Origin of the sequence: Vibrio sp. 10N.222.55.B11 (genome assembly GCF_041473705.1) — a bacterium.
GTDB classification, from domain to species: domain Bacteria; phylum Pseudomonadota; class Gammaproteobacteria; order Enterobacterales; family Vibrionaceae; genus Vibrio; species Vibrio crassostreae_C.
Genome location: NZ_JBFRST010000003.1, coordinates 21,243 through 44,492 on the forward strand (window position 1 = coordinate 21,243; position 23,250 = coordinate 44,492).

Annotated in this window: 19 protein-coding genes and 2 tRNA genes; 3 read left to right on the plus strand and 18 right to left on the minus strand. The window is 45.2% G+C overall.

Annotation, left to right across the window (positions count from 1 at the left end; translation table 11 throughout):
• Positions 1-189 precede the first annotated feature (189 nt).
• Positions 190-693 carry a GNAT family N-acetyltransferase gene (locus AB4503_RS00505; RefSeq protein WP_017059241.1) on the minus strand — a complete coding sequence of 168 codons (504 nt, stop codon included), beginning with the start codon at positions 691-693 and terminating at the stop codon, positions 190-192.
• Positions 677-1,204 (minus strand): SCP2 domain-containing protein, encoded by a 528-nt coding sequence (locus AB4503_RS00510; protein WP_029235120.1) that lies wholly within the window; start codon positions 1,202-1,204, stop codon positions 677-679. The genes AB4503_RS00505 and AB4503_RS00510 overlap by 17 nt, the downstream gene beginning before the upstream one ends.
• A gap of 258 nt (positions 1,205-1,462) precedes the next feature.
• Between AB4503_RS00510 and AB4503_RS00515 the strand changes: the two genes are divergently transcribed.
• The 3 genes from AB4503_RS00515 to AB4503_RS00530 all read left to right on the plus strand — a co-directional run bounded on the left by AB4503_RS00515 (position 1,463) and on the right by AB4503_RS00530 (position 5,581).
• Positions 1,463-3,502 carry a bifunctional diguanylate cyclase/phosphodiesterase gene (locus tag AB4503_RS00515; RefSeq protein ID WP_017059239.1) on the plus strand — a complete coding sequence of 680 codons (2,040 nt, stop codon included), beginning with the start codon at positions 1,463-1,465 and terminating at the stop codon, positions 3,500-3,502.
• Between the two features lie 168 nt (positions 3,503-3,670).
• Complete coding sequence (locus AB4503_RS00525) at positions 3,671-4,684, plus strand: peptidase U32 family protein (protein ID WP_017068227.1); 1,014 nt, start codon at positions 3,671-3,673, stop codon at positions 4,682-4,684.
• An 18-nt stretch (positions 4,685-4,702) separates the two neighbouring features.
• Complete coding sequence (locus AB4503_RS00530; RefSeq protein WP_017059237.1) at positions 4,703-5,581, plus strand: U32 family peptidase; 879 nt, start codon at positions 4,703-4,705, stop codon at positions 5,579-5,581.
• An 85-nt stretch (positions 5,582-5,666) separates the two neighbouring features.
• On the opposite strand, the gene AB4503_RS00535 is transcribed toward AB4503_RS00530, so the two are convergent.
• The 16 genes from AB4503_RS00535 to ftsH all read right to left on the minus strand — a co-directional run bounded on the left by AB4503_RS00535 (position 5,667) and on the right by ftsH (position 23,202).
• On the minus strand, positions 5,667-7,004 hold the full coding sequence (locus AB4503_RS00535; RefSeq protein ID WP_372113344.1) for an MATE family efflux transporter: 1,338 nt from the start codon (positions 7,002-7,004) through the stop codon (positions 5,667-5,669).
• An 89-nt stretch (positions 7,005-7,093) separates the two neighbouring features.
• The gene (locus tag AB4503_RS00540; RefSeq protein WP_017056675.1) at positions 7,094-7,501 is read right to left on the minus strand and encodes a MarR family winged helix-turn-helix transcriptional regulator; all 408 of its coding nucleotides are present in this window, start codon (positions 7,499-7,501) and stop codon (positions 7,094-7,096) included.
• 153 nt (positions 7,502-7,654) lie between these two features.
• Entirely contained in the window at positions 7,655-8,578 is a 924-nt protein-coding gene (nlpI, locus tag AB4503_RS00545) for a lipoprotein NlpI (RefSeq protein WP_017059235.1), read from the minus strand.
• 124 nt (positions 8,579-8,702) lie between these two features.
• On the minus strand, positions 8,703-10,823 hold the full coding sequence (pnp, locus tag AB4503_RS00550) for a polyribonucleotide nucleotidyltransferase (RefSeq protein ID WP_017059234.1): 2,121 nt from the start codon (positions 10,821-10,823) through the stop codon (positions 8,703-8,705).
• A gap of 378 nt (positions 10,824-11,201) precedes the next feature.
• The gene (gene rpsO, locus AB4503_RS00555) at positions 11,202-11,471 is read right to left on the minus strand and encodes a 30S ribosomal protein S15 (RefSeq protein ID WP_010436144.1); all 270 of its coding nucleotides are present in this window, start codon (positions 11,469-11,471) and stop codon (positions 11,202-11,204) included.
• Between the two features lie 213 nt (positions 11,472-11,684).
• The gene (truB, locus tag AB4503_RS00560; protein ID WP_372113346.1) at positions 11,685-12,638 is read right to left on the minus strand and encodes a tRNA pseudouridine(55) synthase TruB; all 954 of its coding nucleotides are present in this window, start codon (positions 12,636-12,638) and stop codon (positions 11,685-11,687) included.
• Positions 12,638-13,051, minus strand: a complete 414-nt coding sequence (gene rbfA, locus AB4503_RS00565; protein WP_017059232.1) for a 30S ribosome-binding factor RbfA — start codon at positions 13,049-13,051, stop codon at positions 12,638-12,640. The genes truB and rbfA overlap by 1 nt, the downstream gene beginning before the upstream one ends.
• A 134-nt stretch (positions 13,052-13,185) precedes the next feature.
• Positions 13,186-15,876, minus strand: a complete 2,691-nt coding sequence (gene infB / locus AB4503_RS00570; protein WP_048605664.1) for a translation initiation factor IF-2 — start codon at positions 15,874-15,876, stop codon at positions 13,186-13,188.
• Positions 15,877-15,898: 22 nt separating this feature from the next.
• Complete coding sequence (nusA, locus tag AB4503_RS00575) at positions 15,899-17,386, minus strand: transcription termination factor NusA (protein ID WP_017059230.1); 1,488 nt, start codon at positions 17,384-17,386, stop codon at positions 15,899-15,901.
• Between the two features lie 35 nt (positions 17,387-17,421).
• Entirely contained in the window at positions 17,422-17,877 is a 456-nt protein-coding gene (gene rimP, locus AB4503_RS00580; protein WP_004738265.1) for a ribosome maturation factor RimP, read from the minus strand.
• A 234-nt stretch (positions 17,878-18,111) separates the two neighbouring features.
• Positions 18,112-18,188: transfer RNA gene (locus AB4503_RS00585), tRNA-Met, on the minus strand.
• A 53-nt stretch (positions 18,189-18,241) separates the two neighbouring features.
• Positions 18,242-18,326: transfer RNA gene (locus AB4503_RS00590), tRNA-Leu, on the minus strand.
• A gap of 16 nt (positions 18,327-18,342) precedes the next feature.
• Positions 18,343-18,675: a preprotein translocase subunit SecG gene (gene secG, locus AB4503_RS00595; RefSeq protein ID WP_017059392.1), complete on the minus strand. Its 333-nt coding sequence runs from the start codon at positions 18,673-18,675 to the stop codon at positions 18,343-18,345.
• 278 nt (positions 18,676-18,953) lie between these two features.
• On the minus strand, positions 18,954-20,294 hold the full coding sequence (glmM, locus tag AB4503_RS00600) for a phosphoglucosamine mutase (protein WP_372113348.1): 1,341 nt from the start codon (positions 20,292-20,294) through the stop codon (positions 18,954-18,956).
• A 21-nt stretch (positions 20,295-20,315) separates the two neighbouring features.
• Positions 20,316-21,146, minus strand: coding sequence for a dihydropteroate synthase (gene folP / locus AB4503_RS00605; RefSeq protein ID WP_372113350.1), 831 nt, complete (start codon positions 21,144-21,146; stop codon positions 20,316-20,318).
• 88 nt (positions 21,147-21,234) lie between these two features.
• Entirely contained in the window at positions 21,235-23,202 is a 1,968-nt protein-coding gene (gene ftsH / locus AB4503_RS00610; protein WP_017059395.1) for an ATP-dependent zinc metalloprotease FtsH, read from the minus strand.
• Positions 23,203-23,250 lie beyond the last annotated feature (48 nt).

Sequence of the window (23,250 nt, forward strand, 5' to 3'; positions counted from 1 at the left end):
TAGTAACCTTAAGTTTATTGGAGCCAAAGTTTATTGAAACCAGAAGTTTGTTAGAACTAGTTTTGTGAAAGCTGCCTCTATTGAAAGAGCGCTTATTAGAGCAGGGCTGATACTAACAAAAAATAAAGGAGCATCAAGCTCCTTTATTTAGACTAAATCAGTTTGTATCTTGTTGCGTGATAAATCAGCTTATAAGTCGTTGAACTCAGGACTGTAAGCAATCTCACCAGAATGCCCTGCAAGCGCACCTTCAACTAACTCGATAGCTTGGAAAGCTCCTTCAGGTACATCCCAAGTGCAGCTCAAACCAAATTCACTCGCAGCCTTGAAACCAAAGCGACCGTAATAGGCAGGATCACCAAGCACGACACAGGCTGGGTAACCAAAATCAACCAAAGTAGAGAAAGCATCTTCAACCAGTGATTTAGCAATGCCTTGGTTGCGGAACTCTTCTTTCACAGCAAGTGGTGCAAGCCCCTGCCAGTTGTGATCGTCACCTTTAAGGGTAATTGGGCTAAACATCAGGTGACCAACCACCTCGCCTTCGTCAGAGCAAGCCACCAGCGATAGCGTTAAATGACTATTCTCACGCAAGCTCATAACCAAATTAGCTTCTGCATCCGTTTCAAAAACAGATTTCAATAGACGATCAATGACAAGTATATCTGCCGGTGCTTCAGTTCGAATAAGCATTCATTACCTCACTTTGTGTATCTGGGGATTGTACTCCCTTCTGCACAAAATCAGCTAATTGATTTAACAAAGTTTTCATAGGAGTCGGCAATAAGTCCAAATCTACGCTATCCATCAAGTTTTTGACCTCTAAACCGAGCTCTGTATCACCTTCAATAGACAGTCGACGTTGGAAGAAAAGCGTATCTGGGTCTTCTTTACGTCCCGCAATCAACACAAGATCGTTAAGATTGCCGCTAAAGCTTACATCTTCAACCACCTCTTTATCAGCTACAACCAGTTGCTCATTTTTGTAGCTAATACACCAACTTAACCCCATGTCTTTTATTGAGACTTTCAGCCATTTGTCTTCTAAAAACTCAAAGTCACCGTCCTCTAAAGCTTCCTTGAATACATTCTTAAGCGCCTCCAATAAGGCTCTTTTTTGTACTGTTTTAGGCAATAACTGGACTGGAGATCGCAAAATTGATGCGGCATTTTGAACTAGTTGAGTGCGAATCTTGTTTATCACGTGACTTATCCGTAACTTTGTCAATAATATGGAATGCATCATAGATGATGTTGAGATCTCAGTTACTGTTATGTATCAAATTAACTTCTGTTTGATACTCGACCTTTAATATCCTGAAAATCACAGTTATAGTAACTCAGGTAATGAGAATTACAGCGGATCGCTGCACTCACAGGTAAATATCGATAGCCACACAAAAAGTAATAAATATTTATCGATAGTGAATATTCAAGCTCTTGGAGAATTGGTAGTACTTTGATGCCTCCCCAACAACTACAACATTGGTTTACCCAGCTAACTGCAAATAGTCCGTTCTTTTTTGCAGTACTTGATGCTCAACATAACTATTTTATGGTGAATGAGCGTTACTGCGATATTGCTGGTTTGAGTCAAACAGAGCTTGCAGGCATGAATGATCGCCAAACATTGGGCGAACAGTTCTACCAACATCTCAAGCCTTACTATGAGCGTGCATTCAGTGGCGAAACGATTGAGGCCGAAGTCACCCTCAACGAAACAGACCTCGATACCAGCCTTCATTTCAGCCTATCTCCGCTTACCAATGGCAACAAAACCGACTACATCGTCTTTCACGCCTTCGACACATCAGAAAACCAAGTACTTGTCCGTTCTTTAGAAGAATCCGAAGCCAAATTCCACAAACTATCTCAACTACTCCCTGACGGATTACTGCTCGTTGAAAGTGACTATATCTTGTCATCTAACCCAGCGGCAGCGCGCCTGCTTGGCTTTAACTCAACCACAGAGTTAATTGGCGAACAGCTGGGACGCCTATTTATCGATGAACAAACCAAAACAGTCTTCAATAATAACCTCAGCTCTATTATTTCTGAGTCTGGTTTGGTTTGCTTAACGGGTGCGCGATGCGGCTTTGAACGTAAGGTCCAGCTCAACATCGACTCCACCACCGTTCTTGGAAGCAACACTCAGCTGGTGCTTATTCAAGACGCACAAGAAACCGCAAAACAATACACACCAGCAAACAGTGAAGATGCCTACATAGATGCACTGACCAAACTCTACAATCGAGTTGGGTTTACTAAGCGTCTTGAGCAGTTCATTCACAACGATACGCCGGTGGTGATGCTCTACTTAGACATTGATAACTTTAAAAATATCAATGACTCACTTGGTCATCACATCGGTGACAAGGTGATTAAAGAGGTCGCTTCGCGTCTTAAACGCTTACTGCCTCGTAAGGCCGTGATTGGACATTTAGGCGGGGATGAGTTTGGTATTATCCTTCCAGAACCTGAACATCAGCGAACACCTGAAATGCTCGCTGAAAAGATCATTTCCCTGATCAATCAACCCTTCGATCTTCACCACTTTAGCAAGCGCTTAGCCTGCTCTATTGGTAGTGTGAGCTTTCCTCAAGATGGTACTGATGCTCGTATCTTGCTGCAAAATGCAGACACAGCAATGTATGAAGCGAAAGATCGTGGTCGTAATCGTCTGATCAAGTTCAACGAACAGATGAATAAAGAAGCGCGTATGCGACTGTGGCTTGAGATAGAGCTCCAAAAAGCACTGCAACAAAATGGACTTGAGGTTTGGTATCAACCGAAAGTGAATGCCCGTGATTTCACCATCAACGGCGCTGAAGCTCTGGTACGTTGGAAGCATCCTGTCGAAGGTTATATCAGTCCGGCCGCGTTCATTCCTGTGGCGGAACGAGCAGGGCTTATTGAACAACTTGGCCGAGTGGTAATGCGTGAAGTATTTGCTACGGTTAAGCGCTGGAAGATGCAAGGTATCCTTCCAGGTCGAGTGGCTATCAACCTTTCACCAGAACAGTTTGGTAACCCGAAACTGATTGATTACATGGAAAAGCTACTGCGTTCGACCGAGCTTGATCCAAGTGCGATTACGTTCGAGCTAACGGAAAGTGCGGTGATGAGTGATAGTGAACACACACTCCAAATGCTTAACGCCATCAAGAAACTTGGCTTTGCTCTCTCCATTGATGATTTTGGTACAGGTTACTCTTCACTGTCTTACCTTGCTCGCTTCCCAATTGATGAGCTTAAGATAGACCGTGCTTTCATCTCTGATATCGATACCCTACCAAAGCAAATCACCGTAATTGAAAACATCATCAACCTAGGTAAATCTCTCGATTTGACCGTGGTTGCTGAAGGTGTCGAAACCAGTGAGCAAGCAACTCTGCTATCGAACCTCAACTGTAGTTCGATTCAAGGCTTCCACTTCTACCGTCCGCAACCAAAACAAGATGTCGAAGAGTTGTTTGCCCAAAACCGCCGTCATAAGAACTAATCAAGTACCTCATATTTAAACCAAGCCAACATGTAAAACGGTCACTCGTCAGTACCTCAAACGGAGTAAAAGCAGATTTATCCATCTAAACCTGCCTTACATCAATTCCGTCATTCACAATTCTTCATAAAATGCTCGCTTCAACTTAATTCTACTGGTAGTGAGCAAATGGAACTCTTATGCCCAGCGGGTAACTTACCTGCTTTGAAAACCGCTATTGATTGTGGTGCGGATGCTGTCTATATCGGATTCAAAGACGATACCAATGCCCGACACTTTGCAGGCCTAAACTTTGCGGGTAAAAAGCTCGATCGTGCTGTTCAGTATGTGCATGACCACAACAAGAAAATTCATGTTGCCCTAAATACGTTTGCTCACCCAAATGGCTTCGACCGTTGGACTAATGCCGTAGACAACGCCGCTGCTCTGGGTGTTGATGCGCTGATCATCGCAGACATCGCGGTGCTTGAGTACGCAGCAAATAAGTATCCAGATCTCGAACTGCACCTATCAGTGCAAGCATCTGCGACCAATGCGGCGGCTATCGACTTCTACCATAAAAACTTCAACGTTAAGCGTGTCGTACTACCGCGTGTGTTGTCGATTCATCAGGTCAAACAGCTTTCTCGTAACATCACTTCTGACGTTGACCTTGAAGTATTCGCTTTTGGTAGCTTGTGCATCATGGCAGAAGGCCGTTGCTACCTCTCTTCATACATGACAGGCGAATCACCAAATACCGTTGGTGCTTGTTCTCCCGCAAAATACGTTCGCTGGCAAGAAACAGAAACTGGCCTCGAGTCTCGCTTGAACGAAATCCTTATCGATAAGTATGAAGCAGGTGAGAACGCAGGTTACCCAACGCTGTGTAAAGGCCGCTTTGAAGCCGAGATCGATGGTGAACGTAAGCGCTATCACGCACTTGAAGAGCCCACCAGCCTCAACACGCTATCCATGTTGCCTGAGCTTTTCGCGGCAAACGTTGCCTCAGTGAAGATTGAAGGTCGCCAACGCAGCCCGGCTTATGTTGAACAAGTCACTCGCACTTGGCGCGCAGCTATCGATCGCTACTTAGCGAACCCAGAACAATACCAAGTGGAACAAGCTTGGAATGCGACACTGGCGAATGTATCTGAAGGTACACAAACCACGCTTGGCGCTTATCACCGTAAATGGCAATAGAGCCAAATGGAGAACTCAATGAAATACGCATTAGGCCCTCTACTTTATTTTTGGCCAAAACAAGACGTTGAAAGCTTCTATGAGCAAGCGAAATCAAGCTCTGCCGATATCATCTACCTAGGTGAAGCGGTGTGTTCAAAGCGTCGTGAGATGAAAGCGAAACACTGGATGGACATTGCTAAAGAGCTGTCGGCTTCAGGTAAGCAAGTCGTACTTTCCACCATGGCATTGCTAGAAGCACCAAGCGAAGTCAACATCATGAAGAAGTACATCGATAACGGTGACTTTGCGATCGAAGCCAATGATGTGTCTGCAATTCAACTGGCCAGCGAAAGCAAAGTACCTTTCGTGGTTGGCCCGGCAGTAAACACCTACAACGCACGCACCCTGAACCTATTCTTGAAACAAGGCATGACGCGTTGGTGTATGCCGGTTGAGCTTTCTCGCGAATGGCTAAGCAACGTAATGACCCAGTGCGAAGAGCTAAATATTCGTAACAAGTTCGAAGTTGAAGTGTTTAGCCACGGCTACCTGCCGCTTGCTTACTCAGCACGCTGCTTTACCGCTCGCGCTGAAAACAAAGCTAAAGACGATTGCGAAACCTGCTGTATCAAGTACCCAACAGGGCTACAAGTAGAAAGCCAAGAAGGCCAATCAGTCTTCAACCTTAACGGTATTCAGACGCAATCAGGCTACTGCTACAACCTAGTCAATGATTTACCGAACATGCACGACCTAGTTGATGTGGTTCGTTTAAGCCCTCTCGGTATCGATACCTTCTCTGAAATCAACAACTTCAGAGCAAACGAGCAAGGTCAAAAACCGATGAAAATTGAAAGCCGCCAATGTAATGGGTATTGGCATCAGCTTGCAGGTTTAGACGTTAAGAACATCTAGTTCCTCGCATTGGACTAACCAGTAACAAATACAAAAAAGGTCTAGCATTCGCTAGACCTATTTTATTCGACTTAAGAAACGCGACCTATGCCGCCGCGGTTTCCATCGGTGAGGCATCGAGCTTCTTTATATCTTTGTAGAGCATCACCATCACCATCACACTTAGCGCGATGTTAGACAGTGGGTACGCAATCCAGATCCCCGGCACACCATACAACTTAGGCATAATGTACAAGAACGGTAGTTGGATAAGCATATTACCTATAGTCACAAACATCGCCTTGCTGCCCTTGTTCACCGCTTGATAGTAAGCAGCTGCGACTACCAAGAAGCCATCCAGCGCCAGTGCAAACATGTGAAGGCGAATACCCAACACGGTGTACTCAACCAACTGAGGTTCGTCTGAGTTAAATACTGATACAAACTCACGTGGGAACGCATTGAGAAGCAGCACGAACGCCACACCAATCAATACCGAACTCATCATCGCAATCTTAAGTAGCTTGCGGATGTTTGCTTGGTTACGCGCACCATGGTTGTAGCTCACCAATGGTTGCATGCCGTTGGCGATACCTTCAGCCGTGAGATAATAAACCGTCACGATATAGCCCAAAATCGCGTACGCACCAATCATCAACTGGTCGCCATATTGAGAGAACAACGCATTGTGCAACGCCACCATCATCGAACCATAAGCGTACATAAAGAAGCTTGATGTACCAATGGCGAAGATTTGTGGAATCACATCTAGCTTCAATCTCAACTCATTCCAACGTAAACGTAGGTTTGCTCGACGCGAGAAGAAGTAAGCCAAGCCGAGAGCCGTTACTACAAACTGGGCAATCGCTGTTGCTAATGCTGCACCCATCAACTCCCAGCCATAGAGAGCGATAAACAGGTAATCGAGCACGATATTAATCACCGCACCAACGATCATCAGTATCGTCGCTAAGTTCGGACTGTCATCGTTACGCAGTAGAAACGGCATCGCGATCGAACCTAGCGTGAAGACACTAGCACCAATCAGAATGTGTAAGTACTGCAGACCAAGTTCATACACTCGCCCTTCAGCGCCCTGCCAAAGCAAGAAGTTATCAGCAAACAAGAACAGCAATGCAGAGACAATAGGCGTTATCGCTAACAACAAGGTTAAGCCCGTTGCTAAGATCTGCTTAGCGCCTTGAGTATCTTTTTCACCTTGGCGAATCGAGACAAGCGCACCTGTGCCCACACCCACCAACATACCAATACCAAGAATCGAACCAATCACAGGCCACGCAACATTGATACCTGCAAGTCCATCAGCCCCCACATAGCGGCCAATGAAGATGCCATCCACCACTTGGTACAGGCCATTAACCAACATGGCCGCCACGGTAGGGATTGTGTATCGCCAAAATTGACGACTAATTGAGTTACTCATTTCTTACTCTACTTTCATTTGTGAGTCGCATATCAACAAGATATGACTCGAAAAATTAGTTAACAAGGCTAACTAAATATCTAAATTATTTACTTTAAAGCTTTATTTAATAATAGGTTTAACTGCTGAGATTCTTGCTCAGACAAACGGCTTTCCAGTATCTGTGCCATGACCTGATAGATCTTACTTTCTTCTTCCAAGCCGACTTCCGCTTTGCTGGTCAGTACGACCAACTTAGACCTCGCATCTTCGAGCGAAGCTTTACGCTCAACGAGACCTTTTCTCTCTAACCTTTGAACCATAGTAGTTGCTGAAGGCTTGGTTACTTGCATTTCAATCGCCAGATCTGTCAATCGGATCGGTTCAGGAGAGGCTTGAATGACCTTCAAATAGTCATATTCATTGAAGCTCAATTGGCAAATAGGATCTTCATTTACCTGAGTGCGCCATATCTTAGAGGCGAAGCGCTCAATCTTTTCTAAATTCTGGTTCAGCATACTCACCTAATCAAAGAATGGCATTTAGTTAGCAAGGCTAACTATTTTAGTGTTGTTTAAATAAAAAGCAATCAAAACGAGATGAAGATCATAAAAAAGGAGCATAAAAAAACCGCTGACAGACAGCGGCTTTTCGGAATCAAAATGTGTTGCTTACTTAGCGTTGGCTTCTTCTTCGGCCTCAGCCAGCTTAACTTGCGCTAAGTGCTCAGCTTTAAGTGTGGTGAAGATACGGCTTAACTCTAAGAAAGAGTAACGATGTTCTACGTATTCATACACGTTAAAAGAAACCGCTAACTTGTACAAAGAGATAGCATTCGCGTAATCACCATTCATATGGTAACGCTTAGCAAGGTAGAAGTACGTCTCTGTTAGACGCTGCGCAAGTAACGTGTTGTCACGAGTACCGGTTAAGATCGCCTTGAAAGCCTGCTCTTCAGTAATGTCATCAAGCATAATCGCGACTAATACCCAACCCCACTGCTCATCACGGCTCTCGTAACGTTTTTGCAAATCAAGCTTAGCCTGCTCTGGCGTCAGCTCATGCTGAATGATGTACAACCACAGAGCGCGAAACGGATCGCTAGGATCGTCGGCATAGTGCTTCATCATCTCTTCATTGGCTAAGTCGTAACGCTCGCCATAGTAAAGCGCGATAGAGCGGTTCCTTTCTGCGTAAGAGTTTGCAGGATCAAGCTCTAACGTAGAATCAAAAGATTCATAAGCCGCATCAAACTCCCCTACCTGCGTAAAGTAAACACCCAAAAGATTGAAGATATCAGGTTGAGCAGGGTTCAATGAAAGAGATTGGTTGAAGTCGAGACGCGCGAGATCACGCAGGCCAACACTGTCGTAGTAGTTACCACGTTCAAACAGCATCTTAGCTCGAACTTCATCGTTCAAATCTGGGCGCTGTAATAACTGACTAAGACGTGCAATTTGAACTTCTTGCTGAACGCTTGGTTGCAGTGGCACAGCCATCGGTGGATAAACCCAACTTGAGGTGTTATCTGATGTTGTCGCACAACCTGTTAGTACAAGCAGTAAACACATACTCGCGGTTTGAAACCATTTCACAAATAATTACTCCTGTTATGACCGCAATAAAAAAGGGGAGCGATATGCTCCCCTTTATAACATGCTTTGTTGACGATAGGTTAGAAATCACTAAAAAGCGATATCACCATCGACACACTGAGAATTACTCAGCAGCAGGTGCTTCGCCTTCAGCTGGCGTTTCAACTGCTTCTTTCATGCTTAGACGTACACGGCCTTGACGGTCAATTTCAAGAACCTTAACAGGAACTTCTTGACCTTCAGTTAGGTAGTCAGACACTTTCTCAACGCGCTTGTCAGCGATTTGAGAGATGTGTACTAGACCATCTTTACCTGGAAGGATAGTAACGAATGCACCGAAGTCAGCTAGACGAGCAACTTTACCTTGGTAAATGCGGCCAACTTCAACTTCAGCTGTGATCTCTTCGATACGACGGATAGCTTCTTTAGCAGCTGCGCCTTCAGTAGCAGCAATCTTGATTGTGCCATCGTCTTCGATTTCGATTGTAGTACCAGTTTCTTCACAAAGAGCACGGATAACTGCGCCGCCTTTACCGATAACATCTTTGATCTTATCAGAGCTGATTTTCATTGTGTGGATACGTGGAGCGAATTCAGAGATATCTTCACGAGCACCAGAGATAGCTTCATCCATTACAGAAAGGATGTGCTTACGTGCACCTTGCGCTTGGTTAAGTGCAATTTGCATGATCTCTTTAGTGATACCTTCGATCTTGATGTCCATTTGAAGTGCAGTGATACCAGCGTTAGTACCTGCTACTTTAAAGTCCATGTCACCTAGGTGATCTTCGTCGCCAAGGATGTCAGAAAGAACAACGAAATCGTCGCCTTCTTTAACAAGACCCATTGCGATACCCGCAACAGAAGCTTTGATTGGAACACCAGCATCCATAAGAGCTAGAGATGTACCACATACAGAAGCCATTGAAGAAGAACCGTTAGATTCTGTGATTTCCGATACAACACGAACTGTGTATGGGAATTCTTCAACAGAAGGCATTACTGCTTGGATACCACGTTTAGCAAGCTTACCGTGACCAATTTCACGACGCTTAGGAGAACCAACGAAACCAGTTTCACCTACACAGTATGGAGGGAAGTTGTAGTGTAGAAGGAAGTTGTCTTTCTTCTCACCCATCAGGCTGTCGATGATTTGAGCATCACGTTGTGTGCCAAGCGTTGCAGTAACAAGTGCTTGAGTTTCACCACGAGTGAATAGAGAAGAACCGTGTGTACGTGGAAGAACACCAGTACGTACGTCTAGCGCACGAACCATGTCTTTTTCACGGCCATCGATACGTGGGTTGCCAGCGATGATGCGGCTACGTACTACGTTTTTCTCTAGAGAACCAAGCATGCCGCGGATTTCGCGCTCATCTAGGTTTTCGTCTTGTGCAATTAGAGCTTCAACAACGTCGTTCTTGATTACGCCAACTTGCTCGTAACGAGCCATTTTCTCAGTGATCTGGTACGCGTCAGATAGACGAGTTTCAGCAAGTTCAGCAACTTGAGCTTTAAGCTCAGTGTTAACTGCTGGTGCTTCCCAGTTCCAAGATGGAGTTGCAACTTCAGCAGCAAACTCGTTGATTGCTTTGATTACAACTTGTTGTTGGTCGTGACCGTAAACAACAGCTGAAAGCATTTCTTCTTCAGATAGGTTATCTGCTTCAGATTCAACCATAAGTACTGCGCCTTCTGTACCAGACACAACTAGGTCTAGTTTAGAGTTTTCAAGCTCAGTATTTGATGGGTTAAGAACAAGTTCGCCGTCGATGTGACCAACACGTGCAGCACCGATAGGACCATTGAATGGAGCACCAGAGATAGCAAGCGCAGCAGATGTTGCGATCATAGTGATCATGTCTGGGTTTACGTCAGGGTTGATAGAAACAACCGTAGCGATAACTTGAACTTCGTTTTTAAACGCACTTGGGAAAAGTGGACGAATTGGACGGTCAATCAGACGAGCTGTTAGTGTTTCGCCTTCAGATGGACGACCTTCACGCTTGAAGAAACCACCAGGGATTTTACCCGCAGCGTATGTACGCTCTTGGTAGTTTACTGTTAGTGGGAAGAAGTCTTGACCTGCAACTGCTTCTTTCTTAGCAACAACAGAAACGAATACTGAAGTATCGTCCATAGTCGCCATTACAGCAGCAGTAGCTTGACGTGCAATTACGCCCGTTTCTAGAGTAACGGTGTGGTTACCGTACTGGAACGATTTTACAACTGGTTTTTCAAACATTGTATATCCTTAGCTCTAAAGTCAGACTTTAGATTAAGTGAATAATGACTCAAGACATTACCAATCGCGACTAGTGAAAAGGGACTTAGGATGGTGACTCTTTGTATGTGTTCATACGCCGAATTAAGACCAAATCCGCCTTTGAATAGTCGCGACCTATTGGCCGACATCTGTGACTGTAATCTCTTGAGAGGTTGATTGCCAAACGCTGAAAACGCTATAGGCGGGCGTAGTATAAACTATTTTTATTAGGAGATATATTTCCTATCAGAAAAAGCCAGATGATATTCTGAGCATCCAGCCTAGCATTTTCTTACAGGCACAAAAAAAGGAGCATAAATGCTCCTTTTCTTCAAACTGTCTTTGCAGACATCGCTATTAGCGACGTAGGCCTAGACGCTTGATTAGGTCTTGGTAACGAGCAAGGTTTTTGCCTTTCAAGTAATCAAGAAGCTTACGACGGCTAGAAACCATACGTAGTAGACCACGACGGCTGTGGTGATCGTGTTTGTGCGCTTTGAAGTGACCTTGTAGGTGGTTGATAGAAGCAGTAAGTAGTGCTACTTGTACTTCTGGTGAACCTGTGTCGCCTTCAGATTGTGCGTATTCTGCAACGATTGCTGCTTTAGTTTCTGCATTCAGAGACATAATTCTCTCCTGATAAGAGTAAGTTTATATTTGTAGCAGCCAATCTCTGATTCAGCCGCTACGCGAGCCGAGGATTATAGGGAAGTTTGTCAGTTGGTGCAATAACAATCGAACCCATTAAAAACGAAAAAAGCGAACCACCTAAATTAGGCGTTCGCTTTCTATCTTATTTGCTCGCTTTTCACGACTCAGCGCTAAGATCCGATGTAAGCGCTACGCTTGTGGCTCTTCATCTCTGAAAACAACCAAACGCTTCGGTGCAACTCGGCCATCTTCAGCAATCTGAGCTACGCCGACAAACAGCTTCTCTTCGCCACTTGTCATACGAACCGTGCCTTCAGTTGGCGCACCAGCAACCTGAACTGGCATACCGTGCTGAACTAGGTCAGTCAGTTCCGCGTTCAGGTTTACTTCTGGTAAGTCTTCAACGGCAGTGTCCATTGGCATCAGCAGTGGATCAAGCAGCTCTTTCGGTGCAATTTCTTGCGCCTGTGCTTGCTCTAGGATCTCGTTTAACTGCTCCAAAGTCACCATACACTCGTATGGGTACTTTGCGACACCTGTACGACGAAGCATGGTCACGTGAGCACCACAACCTAGCATTTCACCAAGGTCGTCGGTAATTGTGCGGATGTATGTGCCTTTCGAACAATGCACTTCCATTTCAACTTCATCACCTTCAAAGCGAAGCAGTTCAATAGAGTACACAGTGATCTTACGAGACTCACGAGGAACCTCGATACCTGCACGTGCGTATTCGTACAAAGGCTTACCTTGATACTTCAATGCCGAAAACATTGATGGTATCTGATCGGTTTCACCCTTGAAGCTCGCAATGCAACGTTCAAGCTGTTCTTGAGTCACGTTAACATCACGTGTCTCTACCACTTCACCATCAGAGTCAGAGGTATTGGTACGCTCACCAAGCTTAGCGATAACAACGTAGCGCTTATCAGAATCTAGAAGAAACTGAGAGAACTTCGTTGCTTCACCAAGACAAATTGGCAGCATGCCAGTCGCAAGAGGATCCAGAGCACCGGTGTGCCCTGCCTTCTCTGCAAAGTAAATACGCTTTACTTTTTGCAGTGCATCATTAGACGAAATGCCAGTCGGCTTATCTAATAGAATTACCCCGTTGATAGGGCGACCTTTACGACGGCGAGCCATTACTCTTCGCCCTTAGACTGAGCTTCGTCAGTGCGGCCAGCTTCTTCTTGCTTACGCTTATCATCGTTCAGAACTTCACTTACTAGGTTAGACATACGCATGCCTTCTACTAGTGTGTTGTCGTAAGTAAAACGAACTTCAGGCGTTAGACGGTGGCGAATACGCTTACCAAGAGCCATACGAACTGGCACTTCATGCTCTTTAAGAGCTTTAAGGCATGATTCAGGAGTTTGCTCACCAACACACAGGAAAGTCACGAACACTTTTGCGTAAGCAAGGTCACGAGACACTTCTACGTCTGAGATAGTTACCATACCAATACGTGAGTCACGAACTTCACGTTGTAGGATAAGAGCAAGCTCTTTTTGAAGCTGCTGAGACACACGTTGTGTGCGGCTAAATTCTTTTGACATTTTCTTTTCTCACTTAGAAAGATGGGGGGCTTGGTAATTACCAGCCCCCCATGGTGTATTCAACAACCGATTACTTATTACCTTTACTAGTAATGTTAGTAACCTTAGTCAATATGTCGAGTCGTACAGACTGATTAGTCTAGAGTACGTTTAACCTCAACGATTTCGAATACTTCGATCTGGTCACCAACGCGAACGTCGTTGTAGTTCTTAACGCCGACACCACACTCGTAACCGTTCTTAACTTCTTGTACGTCATCTTTAAAGCGACGAAGTGACTCTAGTTCACCTTCGTAGATAACAACGTTTTCACGAAGTACGCGGATTGGGTTGCTACGCTTAATCGTACCTTCAGTCACGATACAACCAGCGATTGCACCAAGTTTAGGCGACTTAAATACGTCACGAACTTGTGCAAGACCAATGATCTCTTGACGGAATTCAGGAGCAAGCATACCGCCCATCGCCTGTTTAACTTCGTCAATTAGTTGGTAAATGATTGAGTAGTAACGTAGATCTAGGTTTTCGTTCTGAACCGTGTTACGCGCAGTTGCGTCAGCACGAACGTTGAAACCAAGGATGATAGCGTTAGAAGCTGCAGCAAGCGTTGCATCAGTTTCAGTAATACCACCAACACCAGAACCTACGATGTTCACTTTCACTTCGTCAGTTGATAGTTTCAGTAGAGAGTCAGCAATCGCTTCTACAGAACCTTGAACGTCAGCTTTAAGTACAACGTTAAGTTCAGCAACTTCACCCGCCGTCATGTTCGCGAACATGTTCTCTAGTTTCGCTTTTTGTTGGCGAGCTAGTTTAACATCACGGAATTTACCTTGACGGTAGTTAGCAACTTCACGTGCTTTGCGCTCATCACGTACAACAGTCGCTTCGTCACCTGACGCAGGTACGCCAGAAAGACCTAGAATTTCTACAGGGATAGATGGACCTGCAGTTTCGATGTCTCTGCCGTTCTCATCGCGCATTGCACGAACACGGCCGTACTCTTGACCACAAAGAACGATGTCGCCTTTGTTTAGAGTACCAGACTGTACTAGTACTGTTGCAACTGGACCTCGACCTTTATCAAGACGAGATTCAACAACAACACCAGACGCCATGCCTTCTTTAACCGCTGTAAGTTCAAGAACTTCAGACTGAAGAAGGATAGCTTCTAGAAGACCATCGATGTTTGTACCCTGTTTAGCAGAGATGTGAACGAAGATGTTCTCACCACCCCATTCTTCAGGGATAACGTCGTATTGAGCTAGCTCATTCTTAACGTTGTCTGGGTTTGCACCCTCTTTATCGATCTTGTTCACAGCAACAATCAGAGGAACGCCTGCCGCTTTCGCGTGCTGGATTGCTTCGATTGTTTGTGGCATTACGCCATCGTCTGCTGCAACTACAAGTACAACGATATCTGTCGCTTGAGCACCACGAGCACGCATAGCTGTAAACGCCGCGTGTCCAGGAGTATCAAGGAAAGTGATCATACCGTTGTCAGTATCTACGTGGTAAGCACCAATGTGCTGCGTGATACCGCCAGCTTCGCCAGAAGCAACGTGTGCTTTACGAATGTAATCAAGTGTTGAAGTTTTACCGTGGTCAACGTGACCCATGATAGTAACAACAGGAGCACGACCTTCAGCGATAGCATCGCTATCACGGTCAGCTAGTACTGCTTCTTCAAGTTCGTTTTCTTTACGTAGGATTACCTTGTGACCCATTTCTTCAGCAACAAGTTGTGCTGTTTCTTGGTCGATCACTTGGTTGATAGTCGCCATAGCGCCCATCTTCATCATTACTTTGATAACTTCAGTTGCTTTAACTGACATTTTGCTAGCCAGTTCAGAAACAACGATAGTTTCGCCGATAGCAACGTCAGATTTAGCAACAGTTGCTGACTTATCGAAGCCTTGCTGCATTGAAGTTGGTTTAGCAAGCTTACCTTTACCGCCACGACCACGCTGGTTACGACCACCACGGTTGTTTGCAGGTTGGTTAGCAGGAGCTGCTTTCTTCTTGCGACGACGAGGTGCTTTCTCATCTTTCTTATCTGCCGCATCTTCAGCTTCACGAGCGTAAGTAGAAGTAGTCACATGGTAATCCGCAGATTTCTCTTGCTCTTTCTTCTTCTTCTCTTCTTCAGACCAACGTTCTTGGTTCTCTTCTGCTAACTTACGAGCTTCTTCAACAAGCTTAGCTGCTTCAGCTTCTGCTTTACGAGTTGCTTCTAGCTCTTGACGAGCTTTAAGTTCATCCGCTTCTTTTTTCGCTTGTGCGTTAGCGTCTGCATTTTTTGAATTCATGTCTTTTTTAGCCTTTTCAGCTTGTGCGCGTTGAGCCTTCTCTTCAGCTTCACGTTTTGCATCCGCTTCACGTGTTACTTTTTCTTCAGCTTCGCGCTGTGCTTTCTCTGCAGCATCACGTTTCGCTTGCTCTTCAGCATCGCGTTGTGCTTTCTCTTCCGCTTCACGATTAGCTACTTCCTCAGCTTCACGTTTCGCTTCATCTTCAATAGTGCTGCGCTTCACGTAAGTACGCTTTTTACGTACCTCTACTTGAACATCCTTACTCTTACCGCCTCCAGCGGCAACACTTAGCGTGCTGCGGGTCTTGCGTTGAAGAGTTAAACGAGTCGGTTCTGTTTCGCCTGAAGTATCGCCGTGCTCCTTTTTAAGGTGCGTTAGCAATGTTTGCTTCTCTGAATCAGTCACTTGATCCGACCCTGCTTTCTTCATGCCTGCATCAGCAAGTTGTTCAATTAAGCGGTCAACTGGCGTACCAATCTCTTCACTCAGTGCTTTAACTGTTAATTGTGTCATACCGCTTTCTCTCCTTGCTGAATTATTCTTCGTCGCCGAACCAACAGATGTTACGCGCAGCCATAATTAGCTCGCCTGCACGCTCTGCAGTTAGGTCTTCGATGCCTTCTAGTTCATCAACGCCTTGGTCAGCTAGGTCTTCCAGTGTCGCAACGCCTTTTGCTGCTAGCTTGTAAGCCATTTCACGCTCAAGACCTTCAAGTGCAAGTAAGTCTTCAGCAGGCTCAACACCGTCGAAAGTTTCTTCTTTCGCTAGCGCTAGAGTAGTCAGTGCGTCTTTTGCGCGGTTACGTAGTTCTTCAACGATACCTTCGTCTAGACCGTCTACTTCAAGAAGCTCGTTCACAGGAACGTATGCTACTTCTTCAAGCGTAGAGAAGCCTTCTTCAACAAGCATTTGAGCAAAGTCTTCTTCAATGTCTAGGTGCTTCATGAAGTTTTCAATAGAGGCAACTGCTTCTTCTTGGTGCTTCTTCTCAAGATCAGCAACAGTCATTACGTTCAGTTCCCAACCAGTAAGTTGAGACGCTAGACGTACGTTTTGACCGCTACGGCCAATCGCTTGTGCTAGGTTATCCGCTTCAACAGCGATATCCATAGAGTGTGCGTCTTCATCAACGATGATTGAAGCAACATCAGCAGGAGCCATTGCGTTGATTACGAATTGAGCCGGGTTATCATCCCAAAGAACGATATCGATACGTTCACCACCAAGATCGTTAGAAACAGCTTGTACACGTGCGCCACGCATACCAACACACGCACCAACTGGGTCAATACGTTTGTCGTTTGTTTTCACAGCGATTTTAGCACGAGAACCAGCGTCACGTGCAGCACCTTTAAGTTCAATTAGCTCTTCACCAATCTCAGGCACTTCAACACGGAATAGTTCAGCTAGCATTTCTGGCTTCGAACGAGTAACGAAAAGCTGGAAACCACGAGCTTCTGGTTTAACTGCGTAAAGAAGACCACGAACACGGTCACCTGGACGGAAGTTTTCACGAGGAAGTTGGTCATCACGAAGGATTACCGCTTCAGCGTTGTTACCTAGGTCTAGAATAATAGTGTCACGGTTAACTTTCTTAACTGCGCCAGTTACTAGCTCGCCTTCGTTATCGATGAACTGCTCAACGATTTGAGCGCGTTCAGCTTCACGTACTTTCTGTACGATAACTTGCTTAGCCGTTTGAGTCGTAATACGGTCAAACGTTACTGATTCGATATCATCTTCAATGAAACCGCCAAGTTCGATCTCTGGGTCATCGTACTTTGCAGCTTCAATAGAGATTTCTTTTGTTGGGAATTCAACTTCCTCAACAGCTTCCCAACGACGGAAAGTTTCGAAATCACCCGTTTTACGGTCAATTTCAACACGAACTTCAATTTCTAGTTCGCTTTTCTTTTTTGTTGCCGTTGCAAGCGCGATTTCAAGCGCTTCAAAAATACGCTCACGAGGAACTGCTTTCTCATTTGAAACAGCTTCTACTACCGCCAAAATTTCTTTGTTCATTAATCTAGCCTCTTAAGCTCTTCTCTCTAGGAGAACTAAAATTTAGGGATCAGGTTAGCTTTCGCAATATTGCTCAGGACGAATTCTTCTTCTTGTCCTTCAACCAATACTTTCACTGTCTCGCCTTCGATAGATTGGATATCACCTTTCCATTTACGACGGTTGCCGACAGCCATTTTCAAAACGATGCTTACCTCGTGACCAATAAATTGTTGGTAATGCTCTGCTTTGAACAGTGGTCTCTCTAAACCTGGTGAAGACACTTCAAGGTTATAAGCCACTGAAATTGGATCTTCAACGTCCATTACGGCACTTACTTGGTGGCTAACTTCAGCGCAATCATCTACATTGATACCGTTTGGTGAATCGATGTAAATACGTAGCGTTGAGTGCTCACCAGCACGAATAAATTCTAATCCAACTAACTCATAACCTGATGCTGCTACTGGAGCGTCAAGCATTTCAGTAAGTTGTCTTTCTAAACCAGTCATTTAACCACTCCAGAAACAAAAAAAGGGCTCAAAGCCCAATTTAAATTCCAAGCAAACATTATCTAAATACATTTACAAATGCTTAGATAACAAAAAACCCCGTATAAGCCGGGGTTTTTGTTGCTGGACCCTTATATGTTAAGTGCCATCACATTCGATATCGCACCTAACTCACAGTGAGGTTCACACTGTGCAAACTTGCTACCAATACAAGCTATATAATAGCATTGAAATTGGTTGCGGGAGCCGGATTTGAACCGACGACCTTCGGGTTATGAGCCCGACGAGCTACCAAACTGCTCCATCCCGCGTCCGACTTGCGAGCATTATACGCCCAACAAGATGTTTTACAAGTTTGTAAACATGGTGCCGAGAGAGGGACTCGAACCCTCACACCCTAAGGCACTAGCACCTCATGCTAGCGTGTCTACCAATTTCACCATCTCGGCATCAAATCTTTACAGATTATTGTGGAATTTCGTCGCCTTGCGCCGGAACTTCACTCACTGCATCATCAGCTTGTTGAATCACCTGACCTTGGGTCGGGTCAATCCATTGTGACTCAGTTTTATGTGTAGACATATTACCAAGCACTAAGCTAAGGATAAAAAATGTAGTTGCAAAAATTGCAGTCATTCGGGTAAGGAAATTTCCTGAGCCACCAGCACCAAACACAGTGTTTGAAGCGCCAGCACCGAAAGAGGCTCCCATATCTGCGCCTTTACCTTGTTGAATCAACACTAGGCCAATTACACCAAGCGCTGCCAACAGGTAAATCACAAGTAGAACTGTAAACATTTTTCCACCTATGTTCCTAATTGTTGAGCCAGCGCCGTTCAAAAAACTATTTTTAAGAACAAGGCTAGCGACCTCCTAACTGAAGGCCGAGCAATACTAGCGAATGCGACGATGGCTGACAAGGAGAATTTGCTAAAAAATAAGCCTTTACCAAGTGAATGGTCAAAAAAAGGTCAAAAGCGACACAAAACTCATTTATGTCTCTTTTGACCGTGATATAAGTCAACCACTTCTAATCACAAGCGCTATTCGCTGCGCCAGCTAAGTAAAAGGTTAAATTAGCAGTTTGCTTTTACTGCATCTGCAATCTTAAGCGCTGATGCTTGAACAAGCTCTGCATCTTCGCCTTCAACCATGACACGCAGTAGTGGCTCGGTACCAGACTTGCGTAATAGTACACGGCCTTTCTCGCCAAGCTCTGCTTCTACTTCAACAACCGCTGCTTTTACCGCTTCGGCTTCTAGTGGGTTTGAATCTCCGCTGAAACGAACGTTTTCTAGAACTTGAGGGTACAACGTCATGCCCTGAGACAACTCATTCAGTGTCATTTCGCTATCAACAACTGAAGCCAAAACTTGCAGAGCAGCAACGATAGCATCACCCGTCGTCACTTTATCTAGTAGGATAACGTGCCCCGAGTTTTCAGCGCCGATCTTCCAGCCTTTAGCAAGAAGCTGTTCCATTACGTAACGGTCACCAACAGCAGCACGTACAAACGGAATACCTAACTGCTTAAGGCCGTTTTCCATACCCAGGTTGGTCATTAGTGTACCAACAACGCCGCCTTTCAACTCACCGCGACGCAGTGCATCACGAGCAATAATGTAAGCGATTTGGTCGCCATCAACTTTGTTGCCTAGCTCGTCAACCATGATGATACGGTCACCATCACCATCAAAGCCAAGACCTAATGCCGCTTTTTCTTCAAGCACTTTTGCTTGCAGAGCACGTACATCCGTCGCACCGACTTCGTGGTTGATGTTAGTACCGTTTGGCTCAACACCAATCGCAACGACCTCAGCACCCAGTTCTTTAAATACAGCAGGCGCAATGTGGTAAGTCGCACCATGTGCGCAATCGATAACGATCTTCATGCAAGCTAATGTCATTTTATGTGGGAACGTACTTTTACAGAACTCGATGTAACGGCCAGCCGCATCGTTCAAACGTACTGCTTTACCTAGCTCTGAAGAATCAACACATTCGATGTCTTTATCCAACTCTGCTTCAATTGCCAACTCGATATCGTCCGGCAGTTTTGTTCCCTCAGAAGAGAAGAACTTGATACCGTTATCGTAGTATGGGTTGTGTGATGCAGAGATAACAATACCGGCTTCAGCGCGGAAGGTTTGAGTTAGGTAAGCCACAGCAGGTGTTGGCATTGGGCCAGTAAACGTAGCCTGAAGACCAGCAGCAGCAAGGCCAGCTTCTAGCGCTGACTCAAGCATGTAACCAGAGATACGAGTATCTTTACCAATGATGACTTTCTTTGTGCCTTGCTTCGCAAGAACACGACCCGCAGCCCAGCCAAGCTTCAGAACAAAATCAGGTGTAATCGGGTACTGGCCTACTTTGCCACGCACACCATCTGTGCCGAAATAACGTCTTTTATCAGACATAGTGATTTTCCTTAATTATATTTAGTGATTGTTGTTCATCACTTCGATTATTTTCATCGCTTCCAGTGTCTCCTCGACATCATGAACGCGAATAATTTGTGCGCCTTTCATCGCGGCAATCGTCGCGCAAGTGACGCTTGCGACCATGCAGTCGGCCGGAACCTTGTCTAGCAATTTAAAGATCATCGATTTTCTCGACATCCCCGCTAAAACAGGTAAGCCTAACGAATGAAACTTTTCAAGGTGCGCTAATAGGTGGTAATTATGCTCAATGGTTTTACCAAAACCAAAACCAGGATCCAGAATCAGCTGATCTTTTGATATACCAACAGCCTCACAAGCCTCCACCCTTTCTTTTAAGAACGCTTCAACATCCATTAGGACATCATCGTAATTAGGGTTAGCTTGCATGGTTCTTGGCTGACCTTTCATGTGCATCAGGCAAACGGGCACATTAGCATCGGCGGCCGCTTCTAAAGCTCCGGGCTCTTGCAGTGCGCGCACATCATTGATCAAATCAGCCCCCGCTTCAACGGCTTGGCGCATCACTTCAGCTTTACTGGTATCAATGGAGATCCACACATCAAACTTAGCGCGAATTGCTTTAATGGCAGGAATAACGCGAGCGAGCTCTTCTTCTAAAGGTACATCAGGTGCTCCCGGGCGAGTTGACTCACCACCAATGTCAATAATGCTAACACCAGCTTGAATCATTCGCTCTGCTTGCAGTAGAGCACTATCTAATGAATTGAATTTTCCGCCATCAGAGAAAGAGTCAGGCGTAACATTGAGGATACCCATCACATGTGGGCGATCTAACACGAGAGTTTTATTATTTGCTTTTAATATCATGGAAGGCCGATCTTAAAGGGAAAAACACCATAGGCTATAAACAGAAAAACCCTGAGCGTACTCAGGGTTTTAATTGACAGTTTAGCGATTAAGAATCTTTGTTTTGAGCATCATCTGATTCAGATTTAACTTCTTCAACTTTTGACTCTTCAGCTTTAGGTTCCGCTTTAGCTTCTTCCGCCTTAGCTTCAGGTTTTGCTTCTTCCTTTGTAGGTTCAGCTTTTACCTGATCACCCCAACCAGCTGGATCACGAATCTCTTGCTTACGCTCCATCAAGTCATCAATTTGACCTGCATCGATCGTTTCGAACTTCATTAGAGCGTCTTTCATCGAATGCATGATATCCATGTTATCTTCAAGAATCTTCTTAGCTCTATCGTAGTTACGGTCGATAAGGATACGAATCTCTTCATCGATAAGCTTAGTCGTGTCATCAGAAACGTGCTTAGCTTGGCTCATGCCGCGACCTAGGAAAACTTCACCTTCCTCTTCTGCGTAAAGAAGAGGACCCAATTTCTCAGAGAAGCCCCACTGCGTAACCATCTTACGAGCAATATCAGTTGCACGTTCGATATCGTTAGACGCACCAGTTGACACTTTGTCTTTACCGTAAATAAGTTCTTCAGCAAGACGACCACCGTACAGGCTAGAAATCATAGACTCTAGATGTTGGCGAGACATGCTCACACGATCTTGCTCTGGCAAGTACATAGTTACACCAAGCGCACGACCACGTGGAATGATTGATACTTTGTACACAGGATCGTGTTCTGGTACCAAACGACCAACAATTGCGTGACCCGCTTCGTGGTAAGCCGTTGACTCTTTCACTTCTTCAGACATAACCATTGAACGGCGCTCTGCACCCATCATAATTTTGTCTTTCGCAAGTTCAAACTCAACCATAGATACATTGCGCTTGTTACCACGAGCAGCAAATAGCGCCGCTTCGTTCACAAGGTTCGCAAGATCTGCACCAGAGAAGCCTGGAGTACCACGAGCGATCAGCGACGGTTCAACATCACCTGATAGTGGCACTTTACGCATGTGTACTTTAAGAATCTGTTCACGACCACGTACATCCGGTAGACCAACCACAACTTGACGGTCAAAACGACCAGGACGAAGTAATGCAGGGTCTAGTACGTCTGGACGGTTAGTCGCAGCGATAACGATAATACCTTCGTTACCTTCGAAACCATCCATCTCAACCAACATTTGGTTCAGTGTTTGTTCACGTTCATCGTGACCACCACCAACACCAGCGCCACGTTGACGACCTACAGCATCAATTTCATCGATAAAGATGATACAAGGTGCCGCTTTCTTCGCTTGTTCGAACATGTCACGCACACGAGATGCACCAACACCAACAAACATTTCAACGAAGTCAGAACCAGAGATAGTAAAGAACGGTACTTTCGCTTCACCAGCAATCGCTTTTGCAAGCAATGTTTTACCCGTACCAGGAGGACCAACCAACAGGATACCTGTCGGGATCTTACCACCTAGCTTTTGGAAGCGGCTTGGGTCACGAAGGTAGTCCACAAGCTCTTTCACGTCTTCTTTTGCTTCGTCACAACCAGCAACATCAGCAAACATGGTTTTGATTTGTTCTTCGCTCATCATTCGAGCTTTACTCTTACCGAAAGACATCGCGCCTTTACCGCCGCCGCCGCCTTGCATTTGACGCATGAAGAAAATCCATACACCAATCAGTAAGATCATTGGGAACCATGAGATGAAGATAGTGCCAAGCAGGCTCTGCTCTTCAGGTGGTGTACCCTGAACTTTTACGTTTTGATTAATTAAGTCATCAAGTAGCTTTTGATCATAAACAGGCATGTAAGTTACATACTTAGAACCACCACCACGACGTGTGAAAGTGATTTCGCTGTTATTGAACTGTGCGTCTTGAATCTGGCCTTGGCCAACTTCCTGTACAAACGTGGTGTAATCTACTGCTCTGCCGTTACTTTCCCCAGGGCCGAAGCTCTGGAATACCGACATCAACACTACCGCGATAACAAGCCACAGAATTAAATTTTTTGCCATGTCACTCAAGGTGTAAGCCTCTCGATAACTAATTGTAATTAAAGGTAG

What these genes read in the sequence shown, in the direction of transcription:
- AB4503_RS00505 (WP_017059241.1), bottom strand. Translation starts at nt 693, where the DNA reads ATGCTTATTCGAACTGAAGCACCGGCAGATATACTTGTCATTGATCGT.
- AB4503_RS00515 (WP_017059239.1), top strand. Translation starts at nt 1,463, where the DNA reads ATGCCTCCCCAACAACTACAACATTGGTTTACCCAGCTAACTGCAAAT.
- AB4503_RS00525 (WP_017068227.1), top strand. Translation starts at nt 3,671, where the DNA reads ATGGAACTCTTATGCCCAGCGGGTAACTTACCTGCTTTGAAAACCGCT.
- AB4503_RS00530 (WP_017059237.1), top strand. Translation starts at nt 4,703, where the DNA reads ATGAAATACGCATTAGGCCCTCTACTTTATTTTTGGCCAAAACAAGAC.
- AB4503_RS00535 (WP_372113344.1), bottom strand. Translation starts at nt 7,004, where the DNA reads ATGAGTAACTCAATTAGTCGTCAATTTTGGCGATACACAATCCCTACC.
- AB4503_RS00540 (WP_017056675.1), bottom strand. Translation starts at nt 7,501, where the DNA reads ATGCTGAACCAGAATTTAGAAAAGATTGAGCGCTTCGCCTCTAAGATA.
- pnp (WP_017059234.1), bottom strand. Translation starts at nt 10,823, where the DNA reads ATGTTTGAAAAACCAGTTGTAAAATCGTTCCAGTACGGTAACCACACC.
- rpsO (WP_010436144.1), bottom strand. Translation starts at nt 11,471, where the DNA reads ATGTCTCTGAATGCAGAAACTAAAGCAGCAATCGTTGCAGAATACGCA.
- truB (WP_372113346.1), bottom strand. Translation starts at nt 12,638, where the DNA reads ATGGCTCGCCGTCGTAAAGGTCGCCCTATCAACGGGGTAATTCTATTA.
- rbfA (WP_017059232.1), bottom strand. Translation starts at nt 13,051, where the DNA reads ATGTCAAAAGAATTTAGCCGCACACAACGTGTGTCTCAGCAGCTTCAA.
- infB (WP_048605664.1), bottom strand. Translation starts at nt 15,876, where the DNA reads ATGACACAATTAACAGTTAAAGCACTGAGTGAAGAGATTGGTACGCCA.
- nusA (WP_017059230.1), bottom strand. Translation starts at nt 17,386, where the DNA reads ATGAACAAAGAAATTTTGGCGGTAGTAGAAGCTGTTTCAAATGAGAAA.
- rimP (WP_004738265.1), bottom strand. Translation starts at nt 17,877, where the DNA reads ATGACTGGTTTAGAAAGACAACTTACTGAAATGCTTGACGCTCCAGTA.
- secG (WP_017059392.1), bottom strand. Translation starts at nt 18,675, where the DNA reads ATGTTTACAGTTCTACTTGTGATTTACCTGTTGGCAGCGCTTGGTGTA.
- glmM (WP_372113348.1), bottom strand. Translation starts at nt 20,294, where the DNA reads ATGTCTGATAAAAGACGTTATTTCGGCACAGATGGTGTGCGTGGCAAA.
- folP (WP_372113350.1), bottom strand. Translation starts at nt 21,146, where the DNA reads ATGATATTAAAAGCAAATAATAAAACTCTCGTGTTAGATCGCCCACAT.
- ftsH (WP_017059395.1), bottom strand. Translation starts at nt 23,202, where the DNA reads ATGGCAAAAAATTTAATTCTGTGGCTTGTTATCGCGGTAGTGTTGATG.